This is a genomic window from Bradyrhizobium altum (genome assembly GCF_020889705.1).
GTDB classification, from domain to species: Bacteria; Pseudomonadota; Alphaproteobacteria; order Rhizobiales; family Xanthobacteraceae; genus Bradyrhizobium; species Bradyrhizobium altum.
Window position 1 is genome coordinate 1 of sequence record NZ_JACMYP010000161.1, and the last position, 21,035, is coordinate 21,035.

Annotated in this window: 27 protein-coding genes and 1 tRNA gene; 14 read left to right on the plus strand and 14 right to left on the minus strand. The window is 60.9% G+C overall.

Translation table 11 applies throughout. From position 1 onward, the window contains the following. The 3 genes from H8B02_RS30870 to H8B02_RS30880 all read left to right on the plus strand — a co-directional run. Window positions 1-248: hypothetical protein (locus H8B02_RS30870; protein WP_229169682.1), on the plus strand; the 248-nt coding region annotated here is incomplete at its 5' end. A 5-nt stretch (window positions 249-253) separates the two neighbouring features. Continuing rightward, complete coding sequence (locus H8B02_RS30875; protein ID WP_229169683.1) at window positions 254-3,082, plus strand: glycosyltransferase; 2,829 nt, start codon at window positions 254-256, stop codon at window positions 3,080-3,082. Between the two features lie 177 nt (window positions 3,083-3,259). After that, window positions 3,260-3,335: transfer RNA gene (locus tag H8B02_RS30880), tRNA-Lys, on the plus strand. A gap of 1,009 nt (window positions 3,336-4,344) precedes the next feature. On the opposite strand, the gene H8B02_RS30885 is transcribed toward H8B02_RS30880, so the two are convergent. After that, window positions 4,345-4,668 carry a hypothetical protein gene (locus H8B02_RS30885; RefSeq protein ID WP_229169684.1) on the minus strand — a complete coding sequence of 108 codons (324 nt, stop codon included), beginning with the start codon at window positions 4,666-4,668 and terminating at the stop codon, window positions 4,345-4,347. 183 nt (window positions 4,669-4,851) lie between these two features. Here H8B02_RS30885 and H8B02_RS48170 point away from each other — a divergent pair, with 183 nt between their 5' ends. After that, window positions 4,852-5,712, plus strand: coding sequence for a D-glucuronyl C5-epimerase family protein (locus H8B02_RS48170; protein WP_229169685.1), 861 nt, complete (start codon window positions 4,852-4,854; stop codon window positions 5,710-5,712). Here H8B02_RS48170 and H8B02_RS30895 read toward each other — a convergent pair. Both H8B02_RS30895 and H8B02_RS30900 read right to left on the minus strand, forming a co-directional pair. Beyond that, on the minus strand, window positions 5,709-5,951 hold the full coding sequence (locus H8B02_RS30895; RefSeq protein WP_229169686.1) for a hypothetical protein: 243 nt from the start codon (window positions 5,949-5,951) through the stop codon (window positions 5,709-5,711). The two genes, H8B02_RS48170 and H8B02_RS30895, sit on opposite strands and share 4 nt — an antisense overlap. Next, the gene (locus tag H8B02_RS30900; protein WP_229169687.1) at window positions 5,942-6,694 is read right to left on the minus strand and encodes a hypothetical protein; all 753 of its coding nucleotides are present in this window, start codon (window positions 6,692-6,694) and stop codon (window positions 5,942-5,944) included. Before H8B02_RS30900 ends, H8B02_RS30895 begins: the two co-directional genes overlap by 10 nt. Window positions 6,695-6,812: 118 nt before the next feature. On the opposite strand from H8B02_RS30900, the gene H8B02_RS30905 reads away from it, so the two are divergent. From H8B02_RS30905 to H8B02_RS30920, 5 genes are all read left to right on the plus strand, one after another. Then, the gene (locus H8B02_RS30905) at window positions 6,813-7,208 is read left to right on the plus strand and encodes a hypothetical protein (RefSeq protein ID WP_229169688.1); all 396 of its coding nucleotides are present in this window, start codon (window positions 6,813-6,815) and stop codon (window positions 7,206-7,208) included. After that, on the plus strand, window positions 7,205-7,372 hold the full coding sequence (locus H8B02_RS30910; protein ID WP_229169689.1) for a hypothetical protein: 168 nt from the start codon (window positions 7,205-7,207) through the stop codon (window positions 7,370-7,372). The genes H8B02_RS30905 and H8B02_RS30910 overlap by 4 nt, the downstream gene beginning before the upstream one ends. After that, window positions 7,369-7,797 carry an Abi-alpha family protein gene (locus tag H8B02_RS49100; protein ID WP_376711730.1) on the plus strand — a complete coding sequence of 143 codons (429 nt, stop codon included), beginning with the start codon at window positions 7,369-7,371 and terminating at the stop codon, window positions 7,795-7,797. The genes H8B02_RS30910 and H8B02_RS49100 overlap by 4 nt, the downstream gene beginning before the upstream one ends. Before the next feature lie 474 nt (window positions 7,798-8,271). Continuing rightward, window positions 8,272-8,502, plus strand: a complete 231-nt coding sequence (locus tag H8B02_RS30915) for a hypothetical protein (protein WP_229169690.1) — start codon at window positions 8,272-8,274, stop codon at window positions 8,500-8,502. A 1,489-nt stretch (window positions 8,503-9,991) separates the two neighbouring features. Continuing rightward, complete coding sequence (locus H8B02_RS30920) at window positions 9,992-10,357, plus strand: hypothetical protein (RefSeq protein ID WP_229169691.1); 366 nt, start codon at window positions 9,992-9,994, stop codon at window positions 10,355-10,357. A 215-nt stretch (window positions 10,358-10,572) separates the two neighbouring features. Here the strand turns inward: H8B02_RS30920 and H8B02_RS30925 are convergent, their stop codons facing one another. From H8B02_RS30925 to H8B02_RS30935, 3 genes are all read right to left on the minus strand, one after another. Further along, entirely contained in the window at window positions 10,573-10,944 is a 372-nt protein-coding gene (locus tag H8B02_RS30925; protein ID WP_229169692.1) for a hypothetical protein, read from the minus strand. Between the two features lie 310 nt (window positions 10,945-11,254). After that, the gene (locus H8B02_RS30930; protein WP_229169693.1) at window positions 11,255-11,500 is read right to left on the minus strand and encodes a hypothetical protein; all 246 of its coding nucleotides are present in this window, start codon (window positions 11,498-11,500) and stop codon (window positions 11,255-11,257) included. Window positions 11,501-11,716: 216 nt separating this feature from the next. Next, window positions 11,717-11,902, minus strand: a complete 186-nt coding sequence (locus tag H8B02_RS30935; protein WP_229169694.1) for a hypothetical protein — start codon at window positions 11,900-11,902, stop codon at window positions 11,717-11,719. A gap of 155 nt (window positions 11,903-12,057) precedes the next feature. Here H8B02_RS30935 and H8B02_RS30940 point away from each other — a divergent pair, with 155 nt between their 5' ends. The 4 genes from H8B02_RS30940 to H8B02_RS30955 all read left to right on the plus strand — a co-directional run bounded on the left by H8B02_RS30940 (window position 12,058) and on the right by H8B02_RS30955 (window position 14,887). After that, window positions 12,058-12,297, plus strand: coding sequence for a hypothetical protein (locus H8B02_RS30940; protein WP_229169695.1), 240 nt, complete (start codon window positions 12,058-12,060; stop codon window positions 12,295-12,297). Window positions 12,298-12,574: 277 nt separating this feature from the next. After that, window positions 12,575-13,780 (plus strand): hypothetical protein, encoded by a 1,206-nt coding sequence (locus H8B02_RS30945; RefSeq protein WP_229169696.1) that lies wholly within the window; start codon window positions 12,575-12,577, stop codon window positions 13,778-13,780. Between the two features lie 363 nt (window positions 13,781-14,143). Continuing rightward, window positions 14,144-14,524 carry a hypothetical protein gene (locus H8B02_RS30950; RefSeq protein ID WP_229169697.1) on the plus strand — a complete coding sequence of 127 codons (381 nt, stop codon included), beginning with the start codon at window positions 14,144-14,146 and terminating at the stop codon, window positions 14,522-14,524. Between the two features lie 27 nt (window positions 14,525-14,551). After that, a complete protein-coding gene (locus tag H8B02_RS30955) occupies window positions 14,552-14,887 on the plus strand; it encodes a hypothetical protein (RefSeq protein ID WP_229169698.1) in 336 nt (111 codons plus the stop codon). A 143-nt stretch (window positions 14,888-15,030) separates the two neighbouring features. On the opposite strand, the gene H8B02_RS30960 is transcribed toward H8B02_RS30955, so the two are convergent. From H8B02_RS30960 to H8B02_RS30975, 4 genes are all read right to left on the minus strand, one after another. Continuing rightward, complete coding sequence (locus H8B02_RS30960; RefSeq protein ID WP_229169699.1) at window positions 15,031-15,381, minus strand: hypothetical protein; 351 nt, start codon at window positions 15,379-15,381, stop codon at window positions 15,031-15,033. Between the two features lie 264 nt (window positions 15,382-15,645). Continuing rightward, complete coding sequence (locus tag H8B02_RS30965) at window positions 15,646-15,816, minus strand: hypothetical protein (protein ID WP_229169700.1); 171 nt, start codon at window positions 15,814-15,816, stop codon at window positions 15,646-15,648. Between the two features lie 539 nt (window positions 15,817-16,355). After that, on the minus strand, window positions 16,356-16,730 hold the full coding sequence (locus H8B02_RS30970) for a hypothetical protein (RefSeq protein ID WP_229169701.1): 375 nt from the start codon (window positions 16,728-16,730) through the stop codon (window positions 16,356-16,358). Window positions 16,731-16,950: 220 nt separating this feature from the next. Beyond that, a complete protein-coding gene (locus H8B02_RS30975; protein ID WP_229169702.1) occupies window positions 16,951-17,601 on the minus strand; it encodes a site-specific integrase in 651 nt (216 codons plus the stop codon). A 142-nt stretch (window positions 17,602-17,743) separates the two neighbouring features. Between H8B02_RS30975 and H8B02_RS30980 the strand changes: the two genes are divergently transcribed. Next, entirely contained in the window at window positions 17,744-18,115 is a 372-nt protein-coding gene (locus H8B02_RS30980) for a hypothetical protein (protein WP_229169703.1), read from the plus strand. Window positions 18,116-18,667: 552 nt separating this feature from the next. Here H8B02_RS30980 and H8B02_RS30985 read toward each other — a convergent pair. From H8B02_RS30985 to H8B02_RS31000, 4 genes are all read right to left on the minus strand, one after another. Then, the gene (locus H8B02_RS30985) at window positions 18,668-19,150 is read right to left on the minus strand and encodes a hypothetical protein (RefSeq protein ID WP_229169704.1); all 483 of its coding nucleotides are present in this window, start codon (window positions 19,148-19,150) and stop codon (window positions 18,668-18,670) included. A gap of 36 nt (window positions 19,151-19,186) precedes the next feature. Then, window positions 19,187-19,351 (minus strand): hypothetical protein, encoded by a 165-nt coding sequence (locus tag H8B02_RS30990; protein WP_212319712.1) that lies wholly within the window; start codon window positions 19,349-19,351, stop codon window positions 19,187-19,189. An 87-nt stretch (window positions 19,352-19,438) separates the two neighbouring features. Then, window positions 19,439-19,699 (minus strand): DUF3551 domain-containing protein, encoded by a 261-nt coding sequence (locus H8B02_RS30995; protein WP_229169705.1) that lies wholly within the window; start codon window positions 19,697-19,699, stop codon window positions 19,439-19,441. Between the two features lie 299 nt (window positions 19,700-19,998). Further along, complete coding sequence (locus H8B02_RS31000; RefSeq protein ID WP_376711731.1) at window positions 19,999-20,904, minus strand: 3-hydroxybutyryl-CoA dehydrogenase; 906 nt, start codon at window positions 20,902-20,904, stop codon at window positions 19,999-20,001. Window positions 20,905-21,035: the final 131 nt, after the last annotated feature.

Consider the following 21,035-nt stretch of genomic DNA (forward strand, 5'->3'; position numbering starts at 1 on the left):
GCCGCATCGCCCTCGCCTGCGCCGACCCCGTCGGCGACACCGGCGCCGGCGTCGAAATAGCCGCATCGCACGATCGAATCCGGCCGCGATTTTTTTCGCGGCTGGAACGGCTTGCGCCCTTAAAACGCCATTGCGGCACACCAGTTGTTAAATCGGATGGCGGAGATATCTTTGCCTCCGCCGCTATGTTGGTCGAACCCAGGGGACGGGTTCGCTTAGTCCTCAATCTCAGGCCCCGTATGGTTTAACCGCGATGCGCGCCGTCGTCGCCGTCCTGTTGCTTGTCACCGCCGCCCACGCCGCCCTGTGGGGTCTCTTCCAGGAGAAGCAGTCGGCGCCCGATTTCCGTGGCACGTTGCCGAGCCTGTCCTATGCCCCGTTCGAGTCCGGCCACTCCGTCGCGGACGTTGCCGCCGACAGCGAGAAGGTGCGCACCGACCTGCGAAAGCTCTCGACGCTCACCAAAGCGGTCCGCCTCTATTCGTCGACGGAAGGCAATGAGCTGGTGCCGCCGGTCGCCGCCGAGTTCGGCATGAAGGTCACGGTCGGCGCCTGGATCGACAAGGACGCCAACCGCAACAATCGCGAGATCGAGGCCGCGATCAACCTTGCCAAGCGCAACAGCAACGTCATCGGCATCGTGGTCGGCAACGAAACCGTGTTCCGCGGCGAGCAGGTCCCGCTCGAAAACCTCGGCTCGGTTCCGGAGATCGGAGTGCCGCCCGAGGAGTCCGAGCGCATCCTCCGCGAGGAGGCGCAGCGCCTGCGCGACGCGGAAACGCAACCCGAAGACAAGCGGGCCGAAGCCGTCAAATCGGCGATCGCCGAAAGCAATGTGCACCGGCTGATCAAGGTGATCCAGCGCGTCAAGAAGTCGGTCAACGTTCCCGTGACAACCGGTGAAATCTGGAACATCTGGCGCGACCATCCGCAGCTCGCCAATTCGTCCGACTTCATCGCCGCGCACGTGCTGCCGTACTGGGAAAACTTCACCGACAAGCAGGCGGTGGATCAGGCGGTCGACCGCTACAACCTGCTGCGCGACTCGTTCCCCGGCAAGCGCATCCTGATCGCCGAATTCGGCTGGCCGAGTCAGGGCTACAATCTGCGCAGCGCCGAGCCCGGTCCATTCCAGCAGGCCACGGTGCTGCGCAATTTCGTCGCGCGCGCCGAAGCCATCGGCATGGACTACAACATCGTCGAAGCCATCGATCAGCCGTGGAAGTTCTTCGAAGGCGGCGTCGGTCCCTACTGGGGCATCCTCAATGCCGACCGCGAGGCGAAGTTCGCCTGGACCGGCCCGGTCACCGACCTGAACTACTGGAAGATCGCGCTGGTCGCCGTGCTGGTCGGCCTGTTCATGTCGCTGCCGATCCTGCGGCTGGACCAGCCGACCGTGATGCAGGCGCTGCTGCTGTCGGGCGCAGCCAACGGCGTCGGCGCCTGGGTTGCGACCGTGTTCTCGTACTGGACCACGCACTACTTCGTCTGGGGTTCGGCCTTCGCGCTCAGCCTTGGCCTCGTGCTGCTGGTTCCGCTGGTCCTGATCGCAATGGCGCGGATCGAGGAGATCGCAGCGGTGGCGTTCGGCCGCGGCCCGCGCCGGCTGATCGGCAGGAGCGCGACCCTCGCACCGGCCACGATGGGCGAGAATGTGACGTTCCCGAAAGTCTCGATCCACATCCCGGCCTATTTCGAGCCGGTCGAGATGCTGAAGCAGACGCTCGATGCGGTGTCGCGGCTCGACTATCCGAATTTCGAGTGCGTCTGCATCATCAACAACACGCCCGATCCCGACTTCTGGCGGCCGATCCAGGATCACTGCCGGATGCTCGGCGAGCGCTTCAAGTTCATCAATGCCGAGAAGGTGCAGGGCTTCAAGGCCGGCGCGCTGCGGATTGCGATGGAGCGGACCGCGGCGGACGCCGAGATCATCGGCATCATCGACGCCGACTATGTCGTGCATCCGGACTGGCTCAAGGATCTGGTGCCGGCGTTTGCCGATCCGCGCGTCGGCCTGGTGCAGGCGCCGCAGGAGCATCGCGACGGCGACCGCTCGCTGATGCACTACATCATGAACGGCGAATATGCCGGGTTCTTCGACATCGGCATGGTCCAGCGCAACGAGTTCAACGCCATCATCGTGCACGGCACGATGTGCCTGATCCGCCGCGCCGCGATGGACAAGGCCGGCGGCTGGTCCTCTGACACGATTTGCGAGGATACCGATCTCGGCCTCTCGATCCAGCAGCAGGGCTGGCTCACGCACTACACCAATGTGCGTTACGGCGAAGGCTTGCTGCCCGACACCTATGAGGCCTTCAAGAAGCAGCGCCACCGCTGGGCCTATGGCGGCTTCCAGATTGTCAAGAAGCACTGGCGGCGCTTCCTGCCCGGCGCGAGCCGGCTGACGCCGGACCAGCGCCGCGAATTCTCGCTGGGCTGGCTCAACTGGTTAGGCGCCGAAAGCCTCGGCGTCGTGGTTGCGATCCTCAATCTGATCTGGGTCCCGATCGTCGCGTTCGCCGACATCGCGATCCCGGACAAGATCCTGACGCTGCCGATCATCGCCTCCTTCATCGTCTCACTGTTGCACTTCGTGGTGCTCTACCGGCTGCGGGTGAACATCAAGGCGGCACAGATGCTGGGCGCCATGATCGCGGCGATGAGCGTGCAGTGGACGGTGTCGCGCGCGGTGGCGCAGGGCCTGATCACCGAGCATCTCGCGTTCGCCCGCACCTCAAAGGGCGGCCTGTCGCGGATGTCGATCGAATTCCAGGCGTTCTGGGAAGCCGTGATCGGCGTGCTGCTGCTGGTCGGCGCCATCGTGCTTGTCGTCACCAACGGCTACAAGCAGGTGCGCGAGATCTACATCTTCGCCGGCGTGCTGGTGCTGCAAAGCCTGCCGTTCCTCGCCGCGGTTTCCATCGCGATCCTGGAGAATTCGCGGATCAACGAGTTCGCGTTCTGGCGCAACAGCGCGATCCGGACGGCGGAACTGATCGGGCTGCGCCCGGTCAGCCTGCCCTCGGTTGCCGCGCCGTCGCAGCCGGTCGGCTCGGAAATCCGCCACGACAGCTGAGCTACTTCAAGAAACGGCCCTAAACACAGGCATCGGAACGGCAAATCCGCCGCAACGGTGCACAATTGACCGCCCCTCGGCTATTGACCCGATGGGCCCTGCCCCCTACACAGCGCGGGCTGGAGCATGATCCGGAGCGGCTCGAAGCCTGCGTCCGGATCCGATGTTCAGGTGAGTGAGCGCGTAGCTCAGGCGGTAGAGCACGTGACTTTTAATCATGGGGTCGTGGGTTCGAGTCCCACCGCGCTCACCAAGCAAATTCAAACACTTAGCCCTCATTTTTCGGCTTGTTGCTTCCCAGATTGACCGCCTTGGGAAGCGACTGGGAAGCAGCCGCACGATCGCCGAACTTCGACGCATGGAGCAGGTCTCGCTCATTTGGGCAGCGCGGAGTGAATCTCCGGAGGGACGGGCGGCGTGCGAGCACATGGCGCGTGCCTATCGTGCGGAGATCGACGCCATGGTCGGCCACTCCTGTAAATAAGCGAGATTGCAACCTAAGCTGTAGGGGACACTCGCACCGCACCTGTGCCATCGTGCGCCATCGATTTTTGTACCAGGAGAGATCAATGCGAGAATACACGGAGACATTGAGGGAAGCGCGAGCTAGATTGGTCCACGCGCGACGGGAATTGGCTGAAGACATCATCCGCGCCACGTCGACCTCGCCGTCCGTGTACTCAAGCAGCATGGTTAATCCAGTCGGCGATCGAGGCCATCGATCGCGCGATCAAGGACGAGAACGCGATTTACAGAGAAGAGAATCCGCCGGCGCCGATCGACAGCAAGATGCCTGACGGATTTGTCGTGCGTGGCTCAGAGCCGGACAAATCCGCTTAGTCTCTGCACGCAAGATCCAGATCAGGGATCACGCCTAACTTACGGGCCTAGCGGTTCGCTGGCATGAGAGGCCGGCAGCCGTCGTGATCACACGTGCTCTGCCAAAGCGCCCCCGTAGACTGCTCGACGCAGCGTGCACGGTTGCAGTCGAACCCACCCGTTTGTCGGAGCATTCGGCGCTTCTGTCGTGGGCTTAGCCGGCCGAGCACGCCGCCCAACTGGCGGCAGCCATCCTGGTCGCAGAAGGACTGTGTGTAATCTCCCGTTCGCGCATCAATGCAGCTAGCGGGGGTGCAGACCAGCGGAGGCCGATTGGACTCGATCAGATTGGCCCTAGCTGGCGCAGACAGCAATAGCGCGAACAGCACTACGGGCAACGCTCGCATCACTGTTGCCCGCAATCTCTGTGGCTCCGACGGTCCTCAGTAACGGTAGTAGCGGTGCCGGTAACCACCACGATACTGGCCATATGCCGAGTATGGATCGTCGTACTTGCTGTCGTAGCCATTCGGTCCAAGTCGCCCGACCACGCCCGGAATTGGGCGGCAACCGCGATAGCCGCAGTGCGACTGGGTGTACAGGCCGTTTTGCTCGTTAATGCAGCTCGATGGTGTGCACCGCCACTGTACCTGCGTCAGATTGGCGCGTTCCGATGACATCGAAGTGGCGACAAAGCCCGCGTGAGCCTGCGTGGCCACACCGAGCCCCAGCAGCAACCCTAACGCGGTGCAATATGTCCGTGTCATGTCCACGTTCTCCTCCAAGATTTGAGAGAACGTATCACTGCCTTCGCCGTTCCCACTCAGGACTGTCTTTACGGTGGGGCGTACATGAACGGAATATGGGCGATGTGGACGGCTGTGTTTGCAGCTCTGGGGCTTGGAGGTTCGCACCCAGTGCCGGCCTCAGAGAATGTGGAACCGAGGATTGTGACTTTCGGAGATCCGCCGCTCAAGCTCGCGATCTACGATCAGGTTGTTGATGCGAGCTCGGTGGATTACTGGAACGGGCCGCGCACGCTAGATCCTGGCACGCTCGAATACGTTCGAGGTGAAAAGCGATTTCGGAACCCCTCGAATTACGGACTAAGCACGCTGCCGATCGGCCTACCAAAGTGGCGCAACCGTTCCCTGCGCTTCGACGAAAGTTGCAATCAAGCCGCCGAGCTCACGCCGGCTCAAAACAACGCGATTCGGCTGATCGTCGAGCAGGCTGATGAAATCCCGAATGGCGGGAAGACATGGCGCTACAACTTCGCCCTGAATTTCGAGAAGATGGTCTATCAACCCGGCTTCAATTCGGCATTCGCCCAAGCGATCAACATCGCCGCACTGCTCTTTGCCGAGTGCAAGACCAAGGACCCGGCCTATCTCGATCTGATCCGCAGCGCTGGCCTGACGCTCATTACGCCGATCTCCGATGGCGGTGTCATGAATACCGCCGACGGGATGACATTTTTTGAGGAGATGCCTGCGGCGCCCGGCATGTCTCCGTACATTCTGAATGCTCACCTCCTCAGCATCAATGTCCTGTTCGCGCTTTCAAAGCGGACCGGCGACAAGCGCTTTGAGGAAGCGGCCAGGCGCGGCATTGAAACGTTCATCAAGCTCGAGCCGCAGTACACCGCGCCGCATTGCATCAAATATGCGCTGAAGCTCAGAGACGATTGTCGTCCGGAGTACGATGACTATGATTCCGTGCTGCTCGATGAGATCGCCGCGTGGACAGGCGACGAGCGCTTTCACAAATATGCTCGCCTTTGGAAGCATCGCGCCGACGCCGGGCGCTAGGGTGCCGACGCTCCAAGGTCAACGCGGTTCGATGCAGACGATCCGACGTATATTGCAGCCGTGTAATTGAGGATGAAATTATCGCGCGCCATCTGGGTTTGAAAGCCGCCCGTCGGCGCCACGATGTTGTAGGCATAGGTCATGTTGTCGGCGTACGTTCCCGACAGCAGCAGTTCCGGCGTCGACGTGTTAACGAACACCGCGAACGAGGAGCTATTGATCGCGCTGGCTACCTGCATATCCAGGATAGTATTTGAGCGCGCCGACCCGAACGAGTTGCCATAGAAGTAGAGCCCGCTATAGCGAGCGTATTGTCAGTCAGCGTAAAGCCGTAGGCGTCTCCAACGCTCAGTGCGCCGAAGGCAGGAGTTCCCAATTCAGAGGAGCCGCACTGTACGATGTTGTTGTTTAGCACTTTGATGGCCGGCGCGGTGCTGCCGGATGGAACACCGGCCACATAGATTCCGGGGCCGCCAACAGAGATGCTGGGACCGCCTGGGTAGACCGGCTGATTCAGCGGTACGCATTGGATGTAGTTGTTGACAACACGGACATAGCCCGGCGGAGTGGAAATTCCGTCGGTGGTGATCTGGAATCCGATACGGCCTCCGAGGCATATATTCGAATCGAACGTGATGTTCTGTCCGGCGTGGGTGTCGTAGCACTCCCATGTCGGCACGTTCTGCACATTGTTGGAGGCAATCGTCCCGAGCTGGGAAAAGTGTCCCGAGCCGTCCGTTGTCGCGGTTATGCCATACGCGTTCGTCTTGGTGTTGGTCGGAGAATTGATGTTGTAGGCAGGACCGTTGCTGGACGAAACGCCGTTGACGTAGTTGCCGATGATGTTGAAGTTCGTGCAGACATAGCAAAGGATGCTTGCATAGGAGACCGACTGGATATTGTTGTAGTTGAAATTGCAGTTGTCGCAGAACGAGGGCCAGATACCGGCTTCCTTGAAGTTCGTGAAGCCGCAACCGGTCACGTTGATATTCGACAGATGCGCTCCGCTCGTGCCACTCCGGGGACCTACGGGATTGCCCTCCACTAGTGGTTGCGCTTAGTAGCGGACGGCTGGGGAGGCCTTTATAAGAAATTTGGGAATGGTGGCGCTCGCGGCCATGCTGAGTGGATGCGCGATCCAACGAGCGCAAGTTGCCCAGGATGCGCGCGTACAGATGGTCGGCATGTCTAAGGAGCAGGTGCTCGCCTGCATGGGGCCGCCTGCGAATAAAGCTGCCGAAGGGCAAACAGAGGTGTGGTCCTACAACTCAGGCGACGGCACGGTGGTCGCTACCGGCTCAGCGTCCTACGGGAGCTTCTCGGCTGCATCTTCACGCCGATTTTGCCACATCAACGTCGTGATGTCCGGCGGCGCGGTCTCAGCAGTCAACTACCAAGGACCCACAGGTGGCCTTATCACAACTGGCGAACAATGCACGTATGCCGTTGATCCCTGCGTCAAACCTCGATCATACAGCGCGGATCAAGCAGTATGAGCGACGACATTGCGCCCAATTCTGATGCGATCACCGAAGGCTCCAAAGCAGCCGGGAAACTGATCGATCTGGTGCGCGATGCCGGCATGCCCGTGGCCAGTTTTTACGGACTGATGATTGGTGATCGCGTCGACGCCTGCGAGAGCGCAACCTCGACGCAATGACCCGCCGCACCAGAGCAATATTGAGGGAACGTGATTTAGCAGAGGCCGCGCCGATAGCAGAACAGATAGCTGTTCCCCTTCTGGAGGCGGCTCAAGGTGATCCACGCCCTGAAATGCAAGAGCTTTGGGCCACGTTGCTAGCAAACGCGATGGATCCATCAAGGCGCGATGAAGTTCGGGAAGAATTCATTTCTACCCTAAAAAGGCTTCATCCGACGGACGCTCTCATCTTGAAGACGATGAGCGAGCGATTTCCAGACCGTGATTGGGTTCCGCCACATGCTCTTATGTCCGAAGGACTACGCCAAACGGCCCTTGATGTGTCACTCCGCAATCTTGGAATGAACGCGTGCGCCGACGCGCACAACGGCAACTACAGGATCACACCATTTGGCTTGGAATTGGTGCGAGCGTGTACAGCCTAGAGCAACCATTAGTCGGCCGATGATGTTCCCTACCCCAAGGTCTTTATAATTTGCATGCGCTCCGCAACCGCGGAATCAGTCGGGCATGCCGTGGCGCCGCAAGCCTGCTCAAATCCTCCGCTACTGGTCCGGTCCGTCGATCGCAACGCCGGCTTCACCACGGTGCTGATGTTCTGCGTCGGCTGCCAGCACCACAACGGCCGGCTGAAACTCGCCGATCTTCCGGATTGGGATTGGTACGACATCTCGGCGCACCTCAAGTGCACCGCTTGCGGCAAAGTCGGTTGGGTCGATACCCGACTGGACTGGACGAGGTCATCAACTTCGCCAAAGGCGTCTCTGGCTAAGCCGTTCCTCCCGTAGAACTACCGGCAAGCAATGTTCTGAGTGCGCTTTTCTGCCCGCTGAGGTTGCGCTAGCTTCTGACTTTTCAGAGCATGTGTTTTTAAAAACGAATTGGCACGGGAGGAATTCATGCTTCGATTGACTGCCGTTGCGCTCTTTGCCGCCAGCTTGATGCTGCCGCTATTCACGCTGTTCGCGTCGGCACAGCAAAATCCCGGACAGCGAGCGCCGAACCCTCAGAAGCTAGAGAAGTGTAAGACGCTCGCTCGCGAGCGCGGCTTTTTGGGTGGTGGGATGACAAAAGGTGGAATCAAGCCGCGAGATTTCATCATCGCGTGCATGCAGGGCAAGGTCAGCTAGCCTGGGAACCAATGACGTGAAAAAACACCAGCGCCCCTACCCGGCGCTGGTGCTGTAGTTCCGCAAGCGCTGTAGCCTGCCGCTGCGTGTAATAGAGCTTCCGCAAATTGTCCTGTTCAGGACAATGCGCCATTGGTCTATGCGGACCCGCCGAGGACAGCTCGGCGAACGTGACTCGGTCACATCGCGCGTCGAGGCCTGCGCGTAAGGTCCTCCTATCGCCGGAATGATCCGGTCAGCAAAGGGAGCGATCAGATGAACAAGTTTATTGTTGCCGTTGCCGTTGCCGTTGGCATGACCATCACAGTTCTCTCGGGATCGTCGGCGTTCGCAGGTGGTCACGGCGGTGGCGGAGGCATGAGCGCCCATTCTTTCGCTGCGCCACAAGTTGCCTCAGTCCGCGACCATCGTGGCTCCGCGCAGGGGGAAGGCGGAGTGGCCGTCACTAACGCGCCGCGCCCTGACAACGGCCGACACTGCGGAGTGAGCTATGCCTGCGGAGCCAGCACTTATCCCGAAACAGGTACGCGGGATCATCGCACTGGTCATTGATGCAGACGCCCGGAGCATTCCTGATTTTTCGAAAACCACGCCGCCGGACTCGAAATATCGTACCCCGGCGGCGCTCTCGCCAAACCGGTGCCAGACACCCATCTTCCGGGAATGCCGCTCACTCGAAGCCGATCGAGATTCCGCCGTGGCCCGGTCGCCGCCCAGATGCGGGCATTTCATGCCGAGCACGATCCGCTAAGGCGCGACGGGATCGCGGCTGACATCCGGCACATCCTGCTCGAGCAGATGCCGAAGGGCGCAAAGCTGCGGCTGGCCGATGTGCTTGAGCCGTTCAGGCTGGAAAACGACTCTCCACCAATGAGTTAGCCAAAACGCCTAGTTTTGGCTTTTAAATCATGGGGTCGAGGATTCGAGTCCCTCCGCGCTCACCAAATTAAATCAATCACTTAAGACAGAAACAGACCCAAGCCAGCCGGAAGTCAGTTCGGATCGCGCACACCATGCATACTGGGCATGCGCGGCATGGCCTGCTTCGCCGCGGCGATAGTAGCCGACGTGATGAACGGTGGCCGGCAAACCTGAGCCAGGCTGATCCGACTGGCACTGAACTTGCGATTACGTTCTCCGCTGGGATTGCAGTCCCCAGATTGAAACAGGGCGCCGCCGGGACAAATCATTTCGGGCCCGGCGGCGTATCTTTTTGGGATTAGCGAGACAGCCGCCGGCGGTTGCGCTTCCGGTGCGATTCAGATCACTCGGGCACGCCCTGGCGCCAGCAAGGGCGCTTGTCGCTATTGGTTCGGCCCCGGTTGATTGCTCGCGTCGGTTAGCTCGCGGCCTCCCTCGTCAGGCCTGGACCGCTTCCGCTCGTGCACAATACTTTCGGATATCCGGACACCTACGGAATTGCCCTCCACCAATGGTTGCGCTTAGTAGCAGACCGCTGGGGAGGCTTTTTTTGATGAGAAATTTGGGAGTGGTGGCGCTGGCCGCCAGCTTGGGCGGTTGCGCGTCGTCGGCAGCAGACATCACGCCGAACTATGTTTCACCTGTCGTCTATCAGTCCTACACGTGTCAACAGCTCGCGCTCGAAGCGCAGGGCGTATCCGCGCGCGCGGCGGCGCTTTCCGGTGCCCAAGACAGCCAGCGAACGAAGGACACGATCGCGACGACAGCAGCCGTCATCGTCTTCTGGCCTGCGGCGTTCCTGGTCGGCGGAGACAAGCAGACCGCGGCCGAGCTCGGTCAGATGAAGGGACAGATGGTCGCGATTGAGCAGGCCTCGATCGCGAAGAAGTGCAACATCCAATTCCAGAACAAGCCACCGCCCGGACCGACTTAGCGGAGCCCGTTCTCCACACCCCTCCGCGCTCACCAATCAAAGCACGCTCGGACCACAAATGTGCGCTCGGCGCATCTCAAGTGCACCGCGTGCGGCAAGGTCGGCTGGGTCGATACGCGGCTGGACTGGGGCGAGGTCATTGACTTCGCGAAAGGCGTTTCGGGCTAGGACCGTTTCCACTCGCCGGCTCGAGCATTTGAGCCGACGCGTACCGCCTAAAACCTACGTCCGGAGGAGTCTATCTTTCTGCATTCCCCGCTGACTGTAAGGGATTTCCGTTCCGACGACAGGGTTTTGGTAGCCTTGCCCGACTGTCGAGAAATAGTGATCGAAAGCGAAGCTGCGCGATCCTTTCCACCGACGGTAATGTTTGTCGGTCCATCGAAGGAGAAGGAATCCTGCTCCACCTTCCAGTCTCCTGCGGGATCAATGTAATACTGCAGGGTCGCCGCGGCCATGTTCCAATCATCAGTTGAAGCTGGCGGAAAATCGCACTCCAATGCTACGACCACAGTTTGACCGTGACCGTCCAGGGTCAATGCACCCAAGGCCAGAAGCGATAAAAATCCATTCCGTATGACTTGCACGTAAAAACTCCTCGAAGCGCTTATCGCACATCTGCATTTTACCCTATTCTCCCCGCCCGAGATTCCCGTGTTTCTACGGCCACTGTCTCCATATTCACAAAGCCAGCGCGGAACGCTTATCTTTTGGCAATGCTTAAGCGAAAGCCGCTCGAAATCCCGCCCGAAGTTGCCCGCAAATTCGCGGCAAAGATGCGGATGTTCTATGCGGAGAGTAGCCCACTCAAGCGTGACGAGATCGCCTCGGATACCCGGCATCTGCTTCTAGAGCACATGCCAACGAGCCCGCCGCATCCCTCATCTGAGCAAATGTTCACGGCCCCACCGTCAGCGGTAGCTCGCCCTGACCGCCCGTCCAGTCGATGATGTCGAGTTGGAGCCCTCGCTTCAGCATCTCGGCCTCGAGACTGCCGGCGTGGCGTTTCCATTCGGGCGTCGCGCGGACCCGGAATTTTGGATCTTCGCCGCTGGCCTCGAATTCATCGTCGGCTTTGAGTGCGCCGCGGATGGCTTCGTACATCATCTTCAGGCTGGCGTCGGTGAAGGCGCCGTAGTCCATCGGTCGTCTCCCTCAGCACTCTCGGAACGCAAAAGGCCGCCACGGAGCTTGTCGTGGCGGCCTTCTGCATAGCGGCCCCATCCAGACGGCCCAAGGGGAGCGTGAGTGAGTCGAGTTAACGAAACGTTGTTGGTGCGGTGGCGGCATCCCCGGCAACAAGGCCAGGATCATCCGCACGGCGCCGCAGCCGTACCGGCCCGGGCGCTCGTCAGAGCCTCAGGCATCGAAACAATGGGCGAGCGCCGTGTTGGCGGATTGTGCGCGCCGTTCAAGGATTTCGGCCGCCGTGGCGTAGTTGCGTGCCAGGATCTGGAGCGCGCGTCGAGCATCCGGCAGCGTGGACTGCTTGGCCATCTCCAGGCACTGGTGCTCGAAGTAGCGAAGCTCCTCAAGTTCGGTCATTGCGATTCGTCCGATTTCATCTGCATCTTCGAACTCAGTGCGCCAACGGCCTGGGCGGTTGCGCCTCGTCCGCGGCGGACATTACGCCGAACTATGTTTCGCTTGTGATGTATCATTCTTATACGTGCCAACAGCTCGCTCTCGAGGCGCAGGGCGTGTCCGCGCGCGCTGCAGCCCTATCCGGCGCGCAGGACAGCCAGCGAACGAAGGACGCGATCGCGACGACAGCGGCAGTTATCGTTTTCTGGCCGGCGGCGTTCCTAGCCGGTGGGGACAAGCAGACTGCGGCCGAGCTCGGACAAATGAAGGGGCAGATGGTCGCGATCGAACAAGCCTCGATCGCCAAGAAGTGCAACATCCAGTTTCAGAACAAGCCGCCGCCCGGACCGACATAGTCCACCCCTATCATGACCGCTCCGCTTCGATGTCGCCATGCCTTGGCGCCGCAATCCGCTCACTTCCTTCACTGTTGGTCCGGCGCCGTCGACCGAAATGTCAGATTTTTCAAAGACCTAGAAACTTGAGCGCGCGTCGAAGTACGATTTCAAGCGCCCGCTCGGAAAGGTCGGAATTCGTTTCGAAGGAACTGTCGGAACTCACAACGCAGCGTTTCAACGCGATTTGTCCCATGGTACCGGTACTTAGCCAATTCTATTTCTGGAGACGGTTGATATGACGCTGGGACAAGTCATTCGAACGGCTTATCGGACCGCGCTGCCTCAATCGATACGAATTGCTGTCAGGCGCGTAGGCTCGATTCAGCGACTGATGGATGGACAGCCGCTATTCCCGGTGGTGGCCGTGGATGTGCCATCATCAACCGCGGCAGCGATACTTCGAAGTCGTCGCTTCGGCATCACGCCCGAACGGCACGCCCTGATGGCGAGTCACACCCCTTTGATCTCCCTGAATATGGGACAGAACTGTAGCCACGGCTGTGTGTATTGCGTCTCGCATATGGACGATCGAAAAAAACGAAGCGGCTATCTCGAGGAAATCGGCTGGGCGGAATACGGCCGTCAGCTTCTGCGTCTCGCCGGCGATGCCAAGGTGACGTACAACTTCGCCGGCCCTGGCGAATGTGCCGAACACGAACATTTTCCTGAACTCGTACAGCTTCTGCTCAACGCAGGACACTGGATTTGGATTCAGACGCACGGCCTGTCGAGCAAGAGTATTGCACGTGCGCTGAACGCTTTTCCGAAAGAGTTGGTCTCACGCAAAGTGAATTTCCACCTCTCGTTCCACATCGCCGCCTATCTTGACGACAAGGACGATCGGCGGCTTCGGGCCTATCTCGACAAGCACCTCGCCACGATTGCCTCCTTCGGGTGTATCACGTGCATTATCGTGCCGATGTCTCCGAAGGTGCTGGCATGGCCTCGATTCGAGGAGTCGATGGATTTGATCGCCTCGATATGCAAGGAGCGGGGCGCCCGCTTCATCCCAAGCCTCGTCGAATTCCACGGCCCGTATGAAGGGCGGCACTACCCGGATGACTACACCAATGAGGAGCAGCTGCGGCTCTCCGAGCTCATGGCCAAATACGGCAATCCGAGTCGCGGCACGATGGCAGGCGACGAAGCCGTGATCGTGGGCGACAGCCTCATGCTTCGTGCCATGCCTTGCTACGCCAAGGCGCTGATCACCGAAGTCAACGGCGACGGATCGTTACGACACTGCCAGTCGGATCCCGAGGACAACTTCGGACATCTGAGAGATGCTGAGGGATTGACGAAAGATCCGAAAGCCCATCCGTGTCCGTTTGATCGCTGCCTGTGCGTCTCGGTCGGATACAACATGAGCCTCGCGCCAAATGGCGTGTCGTTCAAGGAATACGCTGATGAAATCAAACGCGTCGATTTGCGCATACGGTAGCGCCGATTGTGACCGGGGTTCGACGAAAGGAACCCAATGATGGTGATTTTGCTCCCGTGGTTCTTGAAAAGCGATTAGTAGCGCTGACGCCGTTAGCCCCGTTGCCGCGTTTGTAGGGACGGCTACTTGCTCCCGAAGCGGTATATTACATTGGAGATTCAGCCTATCGCACCCCTGGCCTGCCCATGGTGACCATTTTAACCTTCCTCGCGTTGGTTGCGCTAGCCGGGCTTTCCGTGCGCTGGGCTTATCAGGTTGGGTATCGCGATGGCCACGAGCAAGGCTTGACCGACTCCAACCGCCTGTACGGCAACAGGAACTCCAGCTCGGAAGGAAAGCCCCGTAACAAAGAGCCCGAGAACATTGGAGCCTAAGCTATCTGCCAGCAGTCGCGTCGTTATTGGATCCACGCTGTTTGCTTTGGCGTCGAGCGCCTTCCTTTACCTGGTTCCTCCTAGCCCGATCGAACGGCACCTCCTCCGCGGCACGATGCACCTCTATCAGGGCCATGCGTACCTGTTGCCCGTCAAATACTTCGACCGCCCCCTGGAAGCTGCCAAGCTGTACGAAGACGACAAACTACTTGGCCCCGCGAATAGCCCCCAACAGGAAATCATCGACAAAGGCCAAGGCCGCTATTGGCTTTATCGAGATATCTCGAATTACTTCGGGCCTGTTTTGATGCTTTCCTCAAGCGACAATACCGATCCGAACACAAACGGTAGGAAGTATCGCCTTGAATAAGAAAGAATCCCGGTAGCGCGAGGCCCGATGCTGGAAAAACTGCACGGACTATTGACCGCATTCCTCGTCGCTGTGGGATATTACGGCCCGACGAAGATCATCAGCTACGGACCACTTCCGCAAAAGATCGCGGTCTACGATCGCATGATCACAACGGCCGACTTTTGGGATGGACCGGTGACCTTGGATCCGAACGATCTCAGTTATGTCCGAGGCGAGAAACGATTCCACAACCCCTCAAACTATGGGCTGCAAGCGCTTCCAGACTTGGCCGAACCGTGGATCAACCGACGCATGCATTTCGACGAAAGCTGCAATCAGGCGAATCCGCTCACGCCTCGCCAGCTCTTGCCCTTGCCCTGATCGAGCAGCACGCCGACCGCTCGCGGGATAGGTGCTCGCGGCTGAGGCCGGCGTGCGCTGCGGCGTCCGTGATGGTCCGGGTGCTACCGTCGACCAATGCCTCGATCGCGGCACGGACCTTGCCCGAGATGCGCTTCGGTCGATCACTCATGCGGGATCACCGGCGGCGGCAGTTCGTGATCGTCCCGGAGGTCGATGACGTAACCCGCCCTTACCTCGATGCTGACGTTGACGCTCGGCTGGCTGGTCGGAGCGATGCCGGCCAAGCCCAGCACAAACGAGCTGGCGCGATCGCGCACCATGGCGTTGTCGCAGTCGAGCAGTTCCGCCTTCACGGCGCCCGCCCGCGTGGTCGCCACGGCGAGATGGCGCATGACCTTCTGCTTCATGAAATCGGCGACGTGCGGCTTATTCAATTCCCGACTGAGGTGTTCGCGGCTCAAACCGACCTTCGCTGCCGCAGCCGTGATGTTCTTGGCATCGCCGGTCACCATGCCGGCAATAGCCTCGCGCACCTTGGCGGAAATGGGTTTCGGCCGATCGGTCACGGAAGCGCCTTGTATCGCCAGTGGGTCGCTACCCCAGTGAGCGGATTGATCTTTGGACCGCGCACCGACTTCTCGTCACGCTGCTTCGCTCGAACGCGAATTCTGGCGGTCTGCTCCGGATCTTCGACCAGCAGCAACTTGACGCCCAACGCACCTAGCACCGGTCCAAGCGTCACTAAAGCCCCTTTTCTGGCTCGGACCGAGCAACTTTCAGACGTAACCGGACGTAAGGCCGGTCTGATTGTCGATCTCGTTGCGTGACAAGTTCATCTCGTCGGCCCTGGCACGGACAGCGGCGATAAAATCGTCATAGTCGGCGATCATACGCGCGGCTACTGGCATTTGCTGCCTCAAATCAATCGCCGCTGATGCGGCTGTCAATGATGATCCTGCGGAGCCCGGACCTGGTCGGATCCGGCGTTTGAGCTCCGGACAAGGTCTCAACATAGCGCGCGTCGCGACTCATGAACTCGGCCGCGCCGACGCTCGAGATCTGGAGCTGAGCGCAAGCGCCCGGTGGGATTCCCGGGACGCTCATGCGCATAGGGCGCTGGCTATGGCATGACCGGGCGGATCCGGGCACACATGCCGCGCAGGGAGTTGCGTTTTCGGGAGAGCGGGATTATGTGGGAGGTCTTCGAGGTCTACCGCAATTCCGATCGGCCCGTGCAACTGCCGCGCGGGTCGTTTCGTTTTGGCGGCTGCCTTTTCCTGGGCGCGCAGCCAGCGCTCAACGCTCGGCCAGAAGTACGTGACGTCGCGACCGACGCGCGTAATCGGAGGCCCCCGGCCATCCAACTCCCAGGCAATCAGAGTACATTCGGTGTAGGGGCGGCCGCGGATGAGCTTGCCGAGCTCCACGGCTGTCGCTGGGCGTGAGTTGTACCCGTCAAATCGAAAGTCGAGGGTGTGAGGGAGATTCAACGCCGCTTTCGGCGTTTCAAACTCCTACTTTTCTTGTTCCTATCCTTGCGATAGTCGCGGACCTCCTGAGAGCTATCCTCTCCGCCGAATGCGATTTCGAGCAGCACTCCTGTCTCGTTATCCATCCACTTGTCGCAGCGTTCCCTGAAAAAATCCGACATCGCAAGGCTGAACGCTCGACGCGATTGTGAGGCTTGGCGACGGCTAATCGCTTCCTGTGGATAACCATCAAGGAGAGCGAATTTTTCTCTGAACCGCAGCCGCTTTGCAGCCTCTTCAAGAACATCCGCAATCTCGAGAGGGGTCTTGTTTGACGCAAGCGCCTCGGCTATTTGCCGGCCCAACCCCGTTTTTGGTTGCCGCGATCTCACGCTTGTGCCTCTCCAACTGAACAGGCAGCGCCCGCGAGGCCATCGCGGCACGAGCGACAAACTGGATGAACTCGCTGGCGGTCAAGTTGGCGCCGGCGGCCTTGCTCACCGCCTTCCAGGTTTCGTCGGCGCGCTCGTCGTCAGCCCAGCGCTGCAGATGCGCTCTGATCGCGCTACTCCCCGGCCGCCAACCTTGCAGTTCGTCCCTAAAGCTCGCCACCTACCCGCTCCGCACCATCGGCGTTATGTTCGGTTGCGGCTTGAGGATCAGGTCGACCAACCCGGCGAGCTTCTTGAACGCCTCGCGCTTCTCGTCGAGATAGGCATACCGGTCGTAGACGCCGCGGACGCCGCCGATCACGTGCCCGAGGCAGCGCTCGGCGTGGTCGGCAGGCACGCCGGCGCGGCTCATAAGGCTGCGCCCGGTGCGCCGGAGGTCGTGAAGCACCCAATGCGGCATATGCTCTCGCTTCGCGTCGGCGCGGACCTTTGCGACGGACTTGTCGAGTTGGCGCTTGGCTTTGCTGAAGCCGGTGAAACCCTTGGCGCCGTGGGTAGTCGTGAACACGAACCACGAGTTGCCCTTGGCGCCTTCCGGCTTGTCACCGATGAGCTCGCGCGCGGCATCGCTCAACCGGATGATGTGGTCGATGCCCGTCTTGTAGCGATCCGCCGGAATCGTCCAGTCGGTGCCGTCGAGCTTGCTGGAATGCAACAGCGCGGCCTCGTTTCGCCGCGTGGTGGTCAGAAGCAGCGATTTTACGAACGGCGCATAGCAGGCCGGCACATCCTCGACGACATCCAGGGCCGCCCACAGGTCGCGCAGCTCTTCGTCGGACAGCACGCGATCGCGCGCGTTGTTGCCGACCATCCGAATCCCCTTCACGATCGGGTTGGTAAAATCGTCGTTCCGGGCCGCGAACCGGTTGAACGCCTTGCGCAGGTAGGCCAGCTGTCCGATCGGCCGTGACCGGCCCGCTCTCGTCCTCGATCTCGTCCAGCATGTCGACGATATGCGAACGGCGGAGCCGGCCCTCGCCGAACACCGGAAGGTCGCCGATATCGGGGGCGACCAGGCGACGGAACGTGCTGGCATACTGGTCGGCGCTCTTCAGCGCGGCTTCCTTCCGGCAGTAGCGCTCGACGAACATGTCCAGCATGCCCGGGTGCTTTTGCTCGCGATCGGCTTCGTCAGCATCGGGATCGTAGGCCCCGCCGATCTTCAGCCCCTCGGGATTGTCCCCGTCCTCGAGGCGCCGGGTGCGCTCCGGCCGCGGATCCTCGCGCCGGCCGTTCTTGAGGTCTTTGGCGAGCTTGTCCGCCCTGATGATCGCGTCCCGGACGGTCAGCGTCCCGCCCTGCGGGTTCTCGTCCCAGCGGCCTAGTGAAAGTTTGGCAAGATTGTTGCGGACGCGGGATGATCTGGTCGGAGTGTTGCTGGAGGCGTGATTTGATAATCACTGCTCCGTGACCAGTGCGGTGCGCGCTACGCGGATCGACAAGCACGCCCGATCGCTTCAGTATGCGTGAGTCTTGCTTGGGACGCAGCAGCGTCTTGACCGCAGTGTTGGGGCGTCTTCGCGCGGATGGCGGTGGCGAGGCATTTGGTGGAATGGTTGGCGCAGGCATGTGGCCGGCGTGTCCTTGAGTTGGCATTGTTGAACCCGATCAAGAAACGCGATTGGGCCTTCGTGGTCGCCTGTGTGGCCGGCGCGGTGTTGTTCGGTGTCTGGAGTTTCCAGATGGGGATCGCGTTTCATCGCTCCCGGCAGGGTGCAACCGATCTCTCCAGCTCGCACCGGCGTAGCCAGGACGGCTCTCAGGACGGCTCTTCCGCGAGTAGCCCTGCCCGGCCCGCGGCCGACGACAGCGACGAACAGGTCCGACAGCCGCGATAGCTGGCGCAATTGCGTTCTTCACCGCCGCATCGCCTCGATCTAAGCCCACGCCAGCCCCGCGACGACAGCGGGCTCATCATCGTCGGTCGTCGCACCGGTGAGGCGCCTGCGGCGCGCGCTGTCCTTGGCGCGACGATGACGCGTGTCAAACCGGCGTAGCGCTATCGGCACACGCCGCGCGAGGCTTTGAGCGAGCTCGATGGCCTGTCTGACGATGGCCATCACGGTCGCCACGCGCGTGAACAGGCCGATCAGGAGGATCATCGAGAACACGTCGATATAGGCCAGCACATCGCCGACCAGCATCAATTCGGGAGGAAGCGGAATCCGGTGCAGATAGGCACCGATCACGATGACGACCGGAATCAGCGCGATCAGCTTCCGCAACGTCAGCCGATCCAGCAGGGCCGCGAGCTCAACGACCAGAACCTGCCAGAGCCAGTCGCCAAGCGCGGCCGGCCTGTCGATCGTCCAAGTCTGCCAAAAGGTCCGCCACAGCTGCCGCCAGGTCCGTTTCCACATCGCAGCGTCCGCATCCTCTCGCGCGCAATATCGGCGCTACGGCTTCGACGACGCCTCGCTGCCGTCGCCCTCGACCGCGGCGCCCTGCACATCAGCCGAATCGGCCGACGGAAAGATGCGCTCGTAATTGGCCCGGGCCTCGCGAATCAGACGCGCGCGCTCCAGTTCAGACTTCGAGATGAACCTGATGATCTCGCCCATGTGCTCTCCAACGCAGGGTGAATTCTCCGACCATCGGCAATGCAACCATCATGCCTGATGGCCGCCCGGCCGACATGCTCGTACCGCTTAGCGGGGGGCCCGCGGCGATATCCGCTGCTGGCTGAACGCAACCCGCGGATTGATGCCGCAATAGGCGTCGCGGCCTGACGCCGACGCCTGGCACTGCTCGTAGGTCTGGTAGCCGCAATAGCCGGGGTATCCCTCATCCCTGCCCTGGATGCACCAGGGATAATCATAGAGATCGGCCGCCGCCGGCTGTGCGGAGCCGACAATCCAGCTCGTTCCGAGCGCCGCGAACGCCAGAATTGCCCAATTCGACCTGCGCATGATCCTGCTTCTTTCCTCGATCGGCACCCAGCCGTTGATTTAGGTACGCCGGGAAGATCTGCGAGGTTTCCGCTCATCGCCTCAAGAAGGTGTGACCCGAGCGCGGAGGGAGCGCATCGGAAGCCGGGCGCCTTGCATGGGCGCGCGACCACACAAAAAACACGAGGCCCGGTGTGCCTAGGAGCCCGGGCCTCGTGTCTGATGTCCCCCGCCTCAGTGGCGGATCAGGCGTTGTGGTTACGCGAGCTTGCCCGCGCGATCCATCCCGGATGACTACGGGGGTCAGGCGCGCGCAGATTTCACTTGCTGTAGCTGTAGAACCCCTGCCCGGTCTTGCGGCCGAGATGGCCGGCATCGACCATCTCCTTCAGCAGGGGCGCCGGCCGGTATTTGGGATCGTTGAAGCCGGTGTAGAACACCTCCATCACCGACAGCATGGTGTCGAGCCCGATCAGGTCGGCAAGAGCGAGCGGGCCGATCGGATGGTTGCAGCCGAGCTTCATGCCGGCATCGATCTCTTCCGCGGTCGCAATGCCTTCCTGCAGCGCGAAGATCGCCTCGTTGATCATCGGGCACAGGATGCGGTTCACCGCAAAGCCCGGGCTGTTCTTCGCGGTGATCGCGACCTTGCCGACACGCTTGGCAAACGCTTCGGCCTTGGCGACCGTGTCGTCCGAGGTCTGCAGGCCGCGGATCAGTTCGAGCAGCGCCATCACCGGGACTGGATTGAAGAAGTGCATCCCGATGAAGCGGTCGGGACGATCAGTCGAGGCCGCAAGGCGGGTGATCGAGATCGACGAGGTGTTGGTCGCGACGAGCGCGCTCGGCTTCAACCCGGCGCAGAGATCCCTGAGGATCTTGACCTTTAGCTCCTCGTTCTCGGTGGCCGCTTCGATCACGAGATCGCAGGCGGCAAGCTTGGACTTGTCGGTGGTCGCGTTGATCCGCGCGAGCGTCGCGTCGCGATCGGCCGCCGTCATCTTCTCCTTGGCGACCAGGCGATCGAGACTGGACCCGACCGTCTTCAGGCCGCGTTGCACCGCCGCGTCCGAGATATCCACCATGGTCACGGTAAGCCCCGCCGCCGCGCAGATTTGCGCGATACCGTTGCCCATGGTTCCGGCGCCGATGATGCCAACCGTCTCGATCATTGTGTCTGTCCCTTCTCGTCGCTTGCGCCGCCGCGCGGCCGCATCGTCAAAAATGGCGGACCCGGAGGGTCCGCGGATGACGCATGCATAGCAGTCCGGCCGAACGGCCGATACAGGATGCGGCGGTATTCTGGTGAGGTCTATTCCGGGCGCGGCGGGATGGATCGCCGTGGCGGGACGGCGGG

What these genes read in the sequence shown, in the direction of transcription:
- H8B02_RS30935 (WP_229169694.1), bottom strand. Translation starts at nt 11,902, where the DNA reads ATGACCGAACTTGAGGAGCTTCGCTACTTCGAGCACCAGTGCCTGGAG.
- H8B02_RS30875 (WP_229169683.1), top strand. Translation starts at nt 254, where the DNA reads ATGCGCGCCGTCGTCGCCGTCCTGTTGCTTGTCACCGCCGCCCACGCC.
- H8B02_RS30895 (WP_229169686.1), bottom strand. Translation starts at nt 5,951, where the DNA reads ATGCAGGTAGCCAGCGCGATCAATAGCTCCTCGTTCGCGGTGTTCGTT.
- H8B02_RS30960 (WP_229169699.1), bottom strand. Translation starts at nt 15,381, where the DNA reads ATGGTGACCGGCGATGCCAAGAACATCACGGCTGCGGCAGCGAAGGTC.
- H8B02_RS30955 (WP_229169698.1), top strand. Translation starts at nt 14,552, where the DNA reads ATGCTGGAAAAACTGCACGGACTATTGACCGCATTCCTCGTCGCTGTG.
- H8B02_RS30985 (WP_229169704.1), bottom strand. Translation starts at nt 19,150, where the DNA reads ATGTGGAAACGGACCTGGCGGCAGCTGTGGCGGACCTTTTGGCAGACT.
- H8B02_RS30910 (WP_229169689.1), top strand. Translation starts at nt 7,205, where the DNA reads ATGAGCGACGACATTGCGCCCAATTCTGATGCGATCACCGAAGGCTCC.
- H8B02_RS30990 (WP_212319712.1), bottom strand. Translation starts at nt 19,351, where the DNA reads ATGGGCGAGATCATCAGGTTCATCTCGAAGTCTGAACTGGAGCGCGCG.
- H8B02_RS30930 (WP_229169693.1), bottom strand. Translation starts at nt 11,500, where the DNA reads ATGGACTACGGCGCCTTCACCGACGCCAGCCTGAAGATGATGTACGAA.
- H8B02_RS30915 (WP_229169690.1), top strand. Translation starts at nt 8,272, where the DNA reads ATGCTTCGATTGACTGCCGTTGCGCTCTTTGCCGCCAGCTTGATGCTG.
- H8B02_RS30995 (WP_229169705.1), bottom strand. Translation starts at nt 19,699, where the DNA reads ATGCGCAGGTCGAATTGGGCAATTCTGGCGTTCGCGGCGCTCGGAACG.
- H8B02_RS30975 (WP_229169702.1), bottom strand. Translation starts at nt 17,601, where the DNA reads ATGGTCGGCAACAACGCGCGCGATCGCGTGCTGTCCGACGAAGAGCTG.
- H8B02_RS30905 (WP_229169688.1), top strand. Translation starts at nt 6,813, where the DNA reads ATGGTGGCGCTCGCGGCCATGCTGAGTGGATGCGCGATCCAACGAGCG.
- H8B02_RS30980 (WP_229169703.1), top strand. Translation starts at nt 17,744, where the DNA reads ATGCGAACGGCGGAGCCGGCCCTCGCCGAACACCGGAAGGTCGCCGAT.
- H8B02_RS49100 (WP_376711730.1), top strand. Translation starts at nt 7,369, where the DNA reads ATGACCCGCCGCACCAGAGCAATATTGAGGGAACGTGATTTAGCAGAG.
- H8B02_RS30945 (WP_229169696.1), top strand. Translation starts at nt 12,575, where the DNA reads ATGACGCTGGGACAAGTCATTCGAACGGCTTATCGGACCGCGCTGCCT.
- H8B02_RS30885 (WP_229169684.1), bottom strand. Translation starts at nt 4,668, where the DNA reads ATGACACGGACATATTGCACCGCGTTAGGGTTGCTGCTGGGGCTCGGT.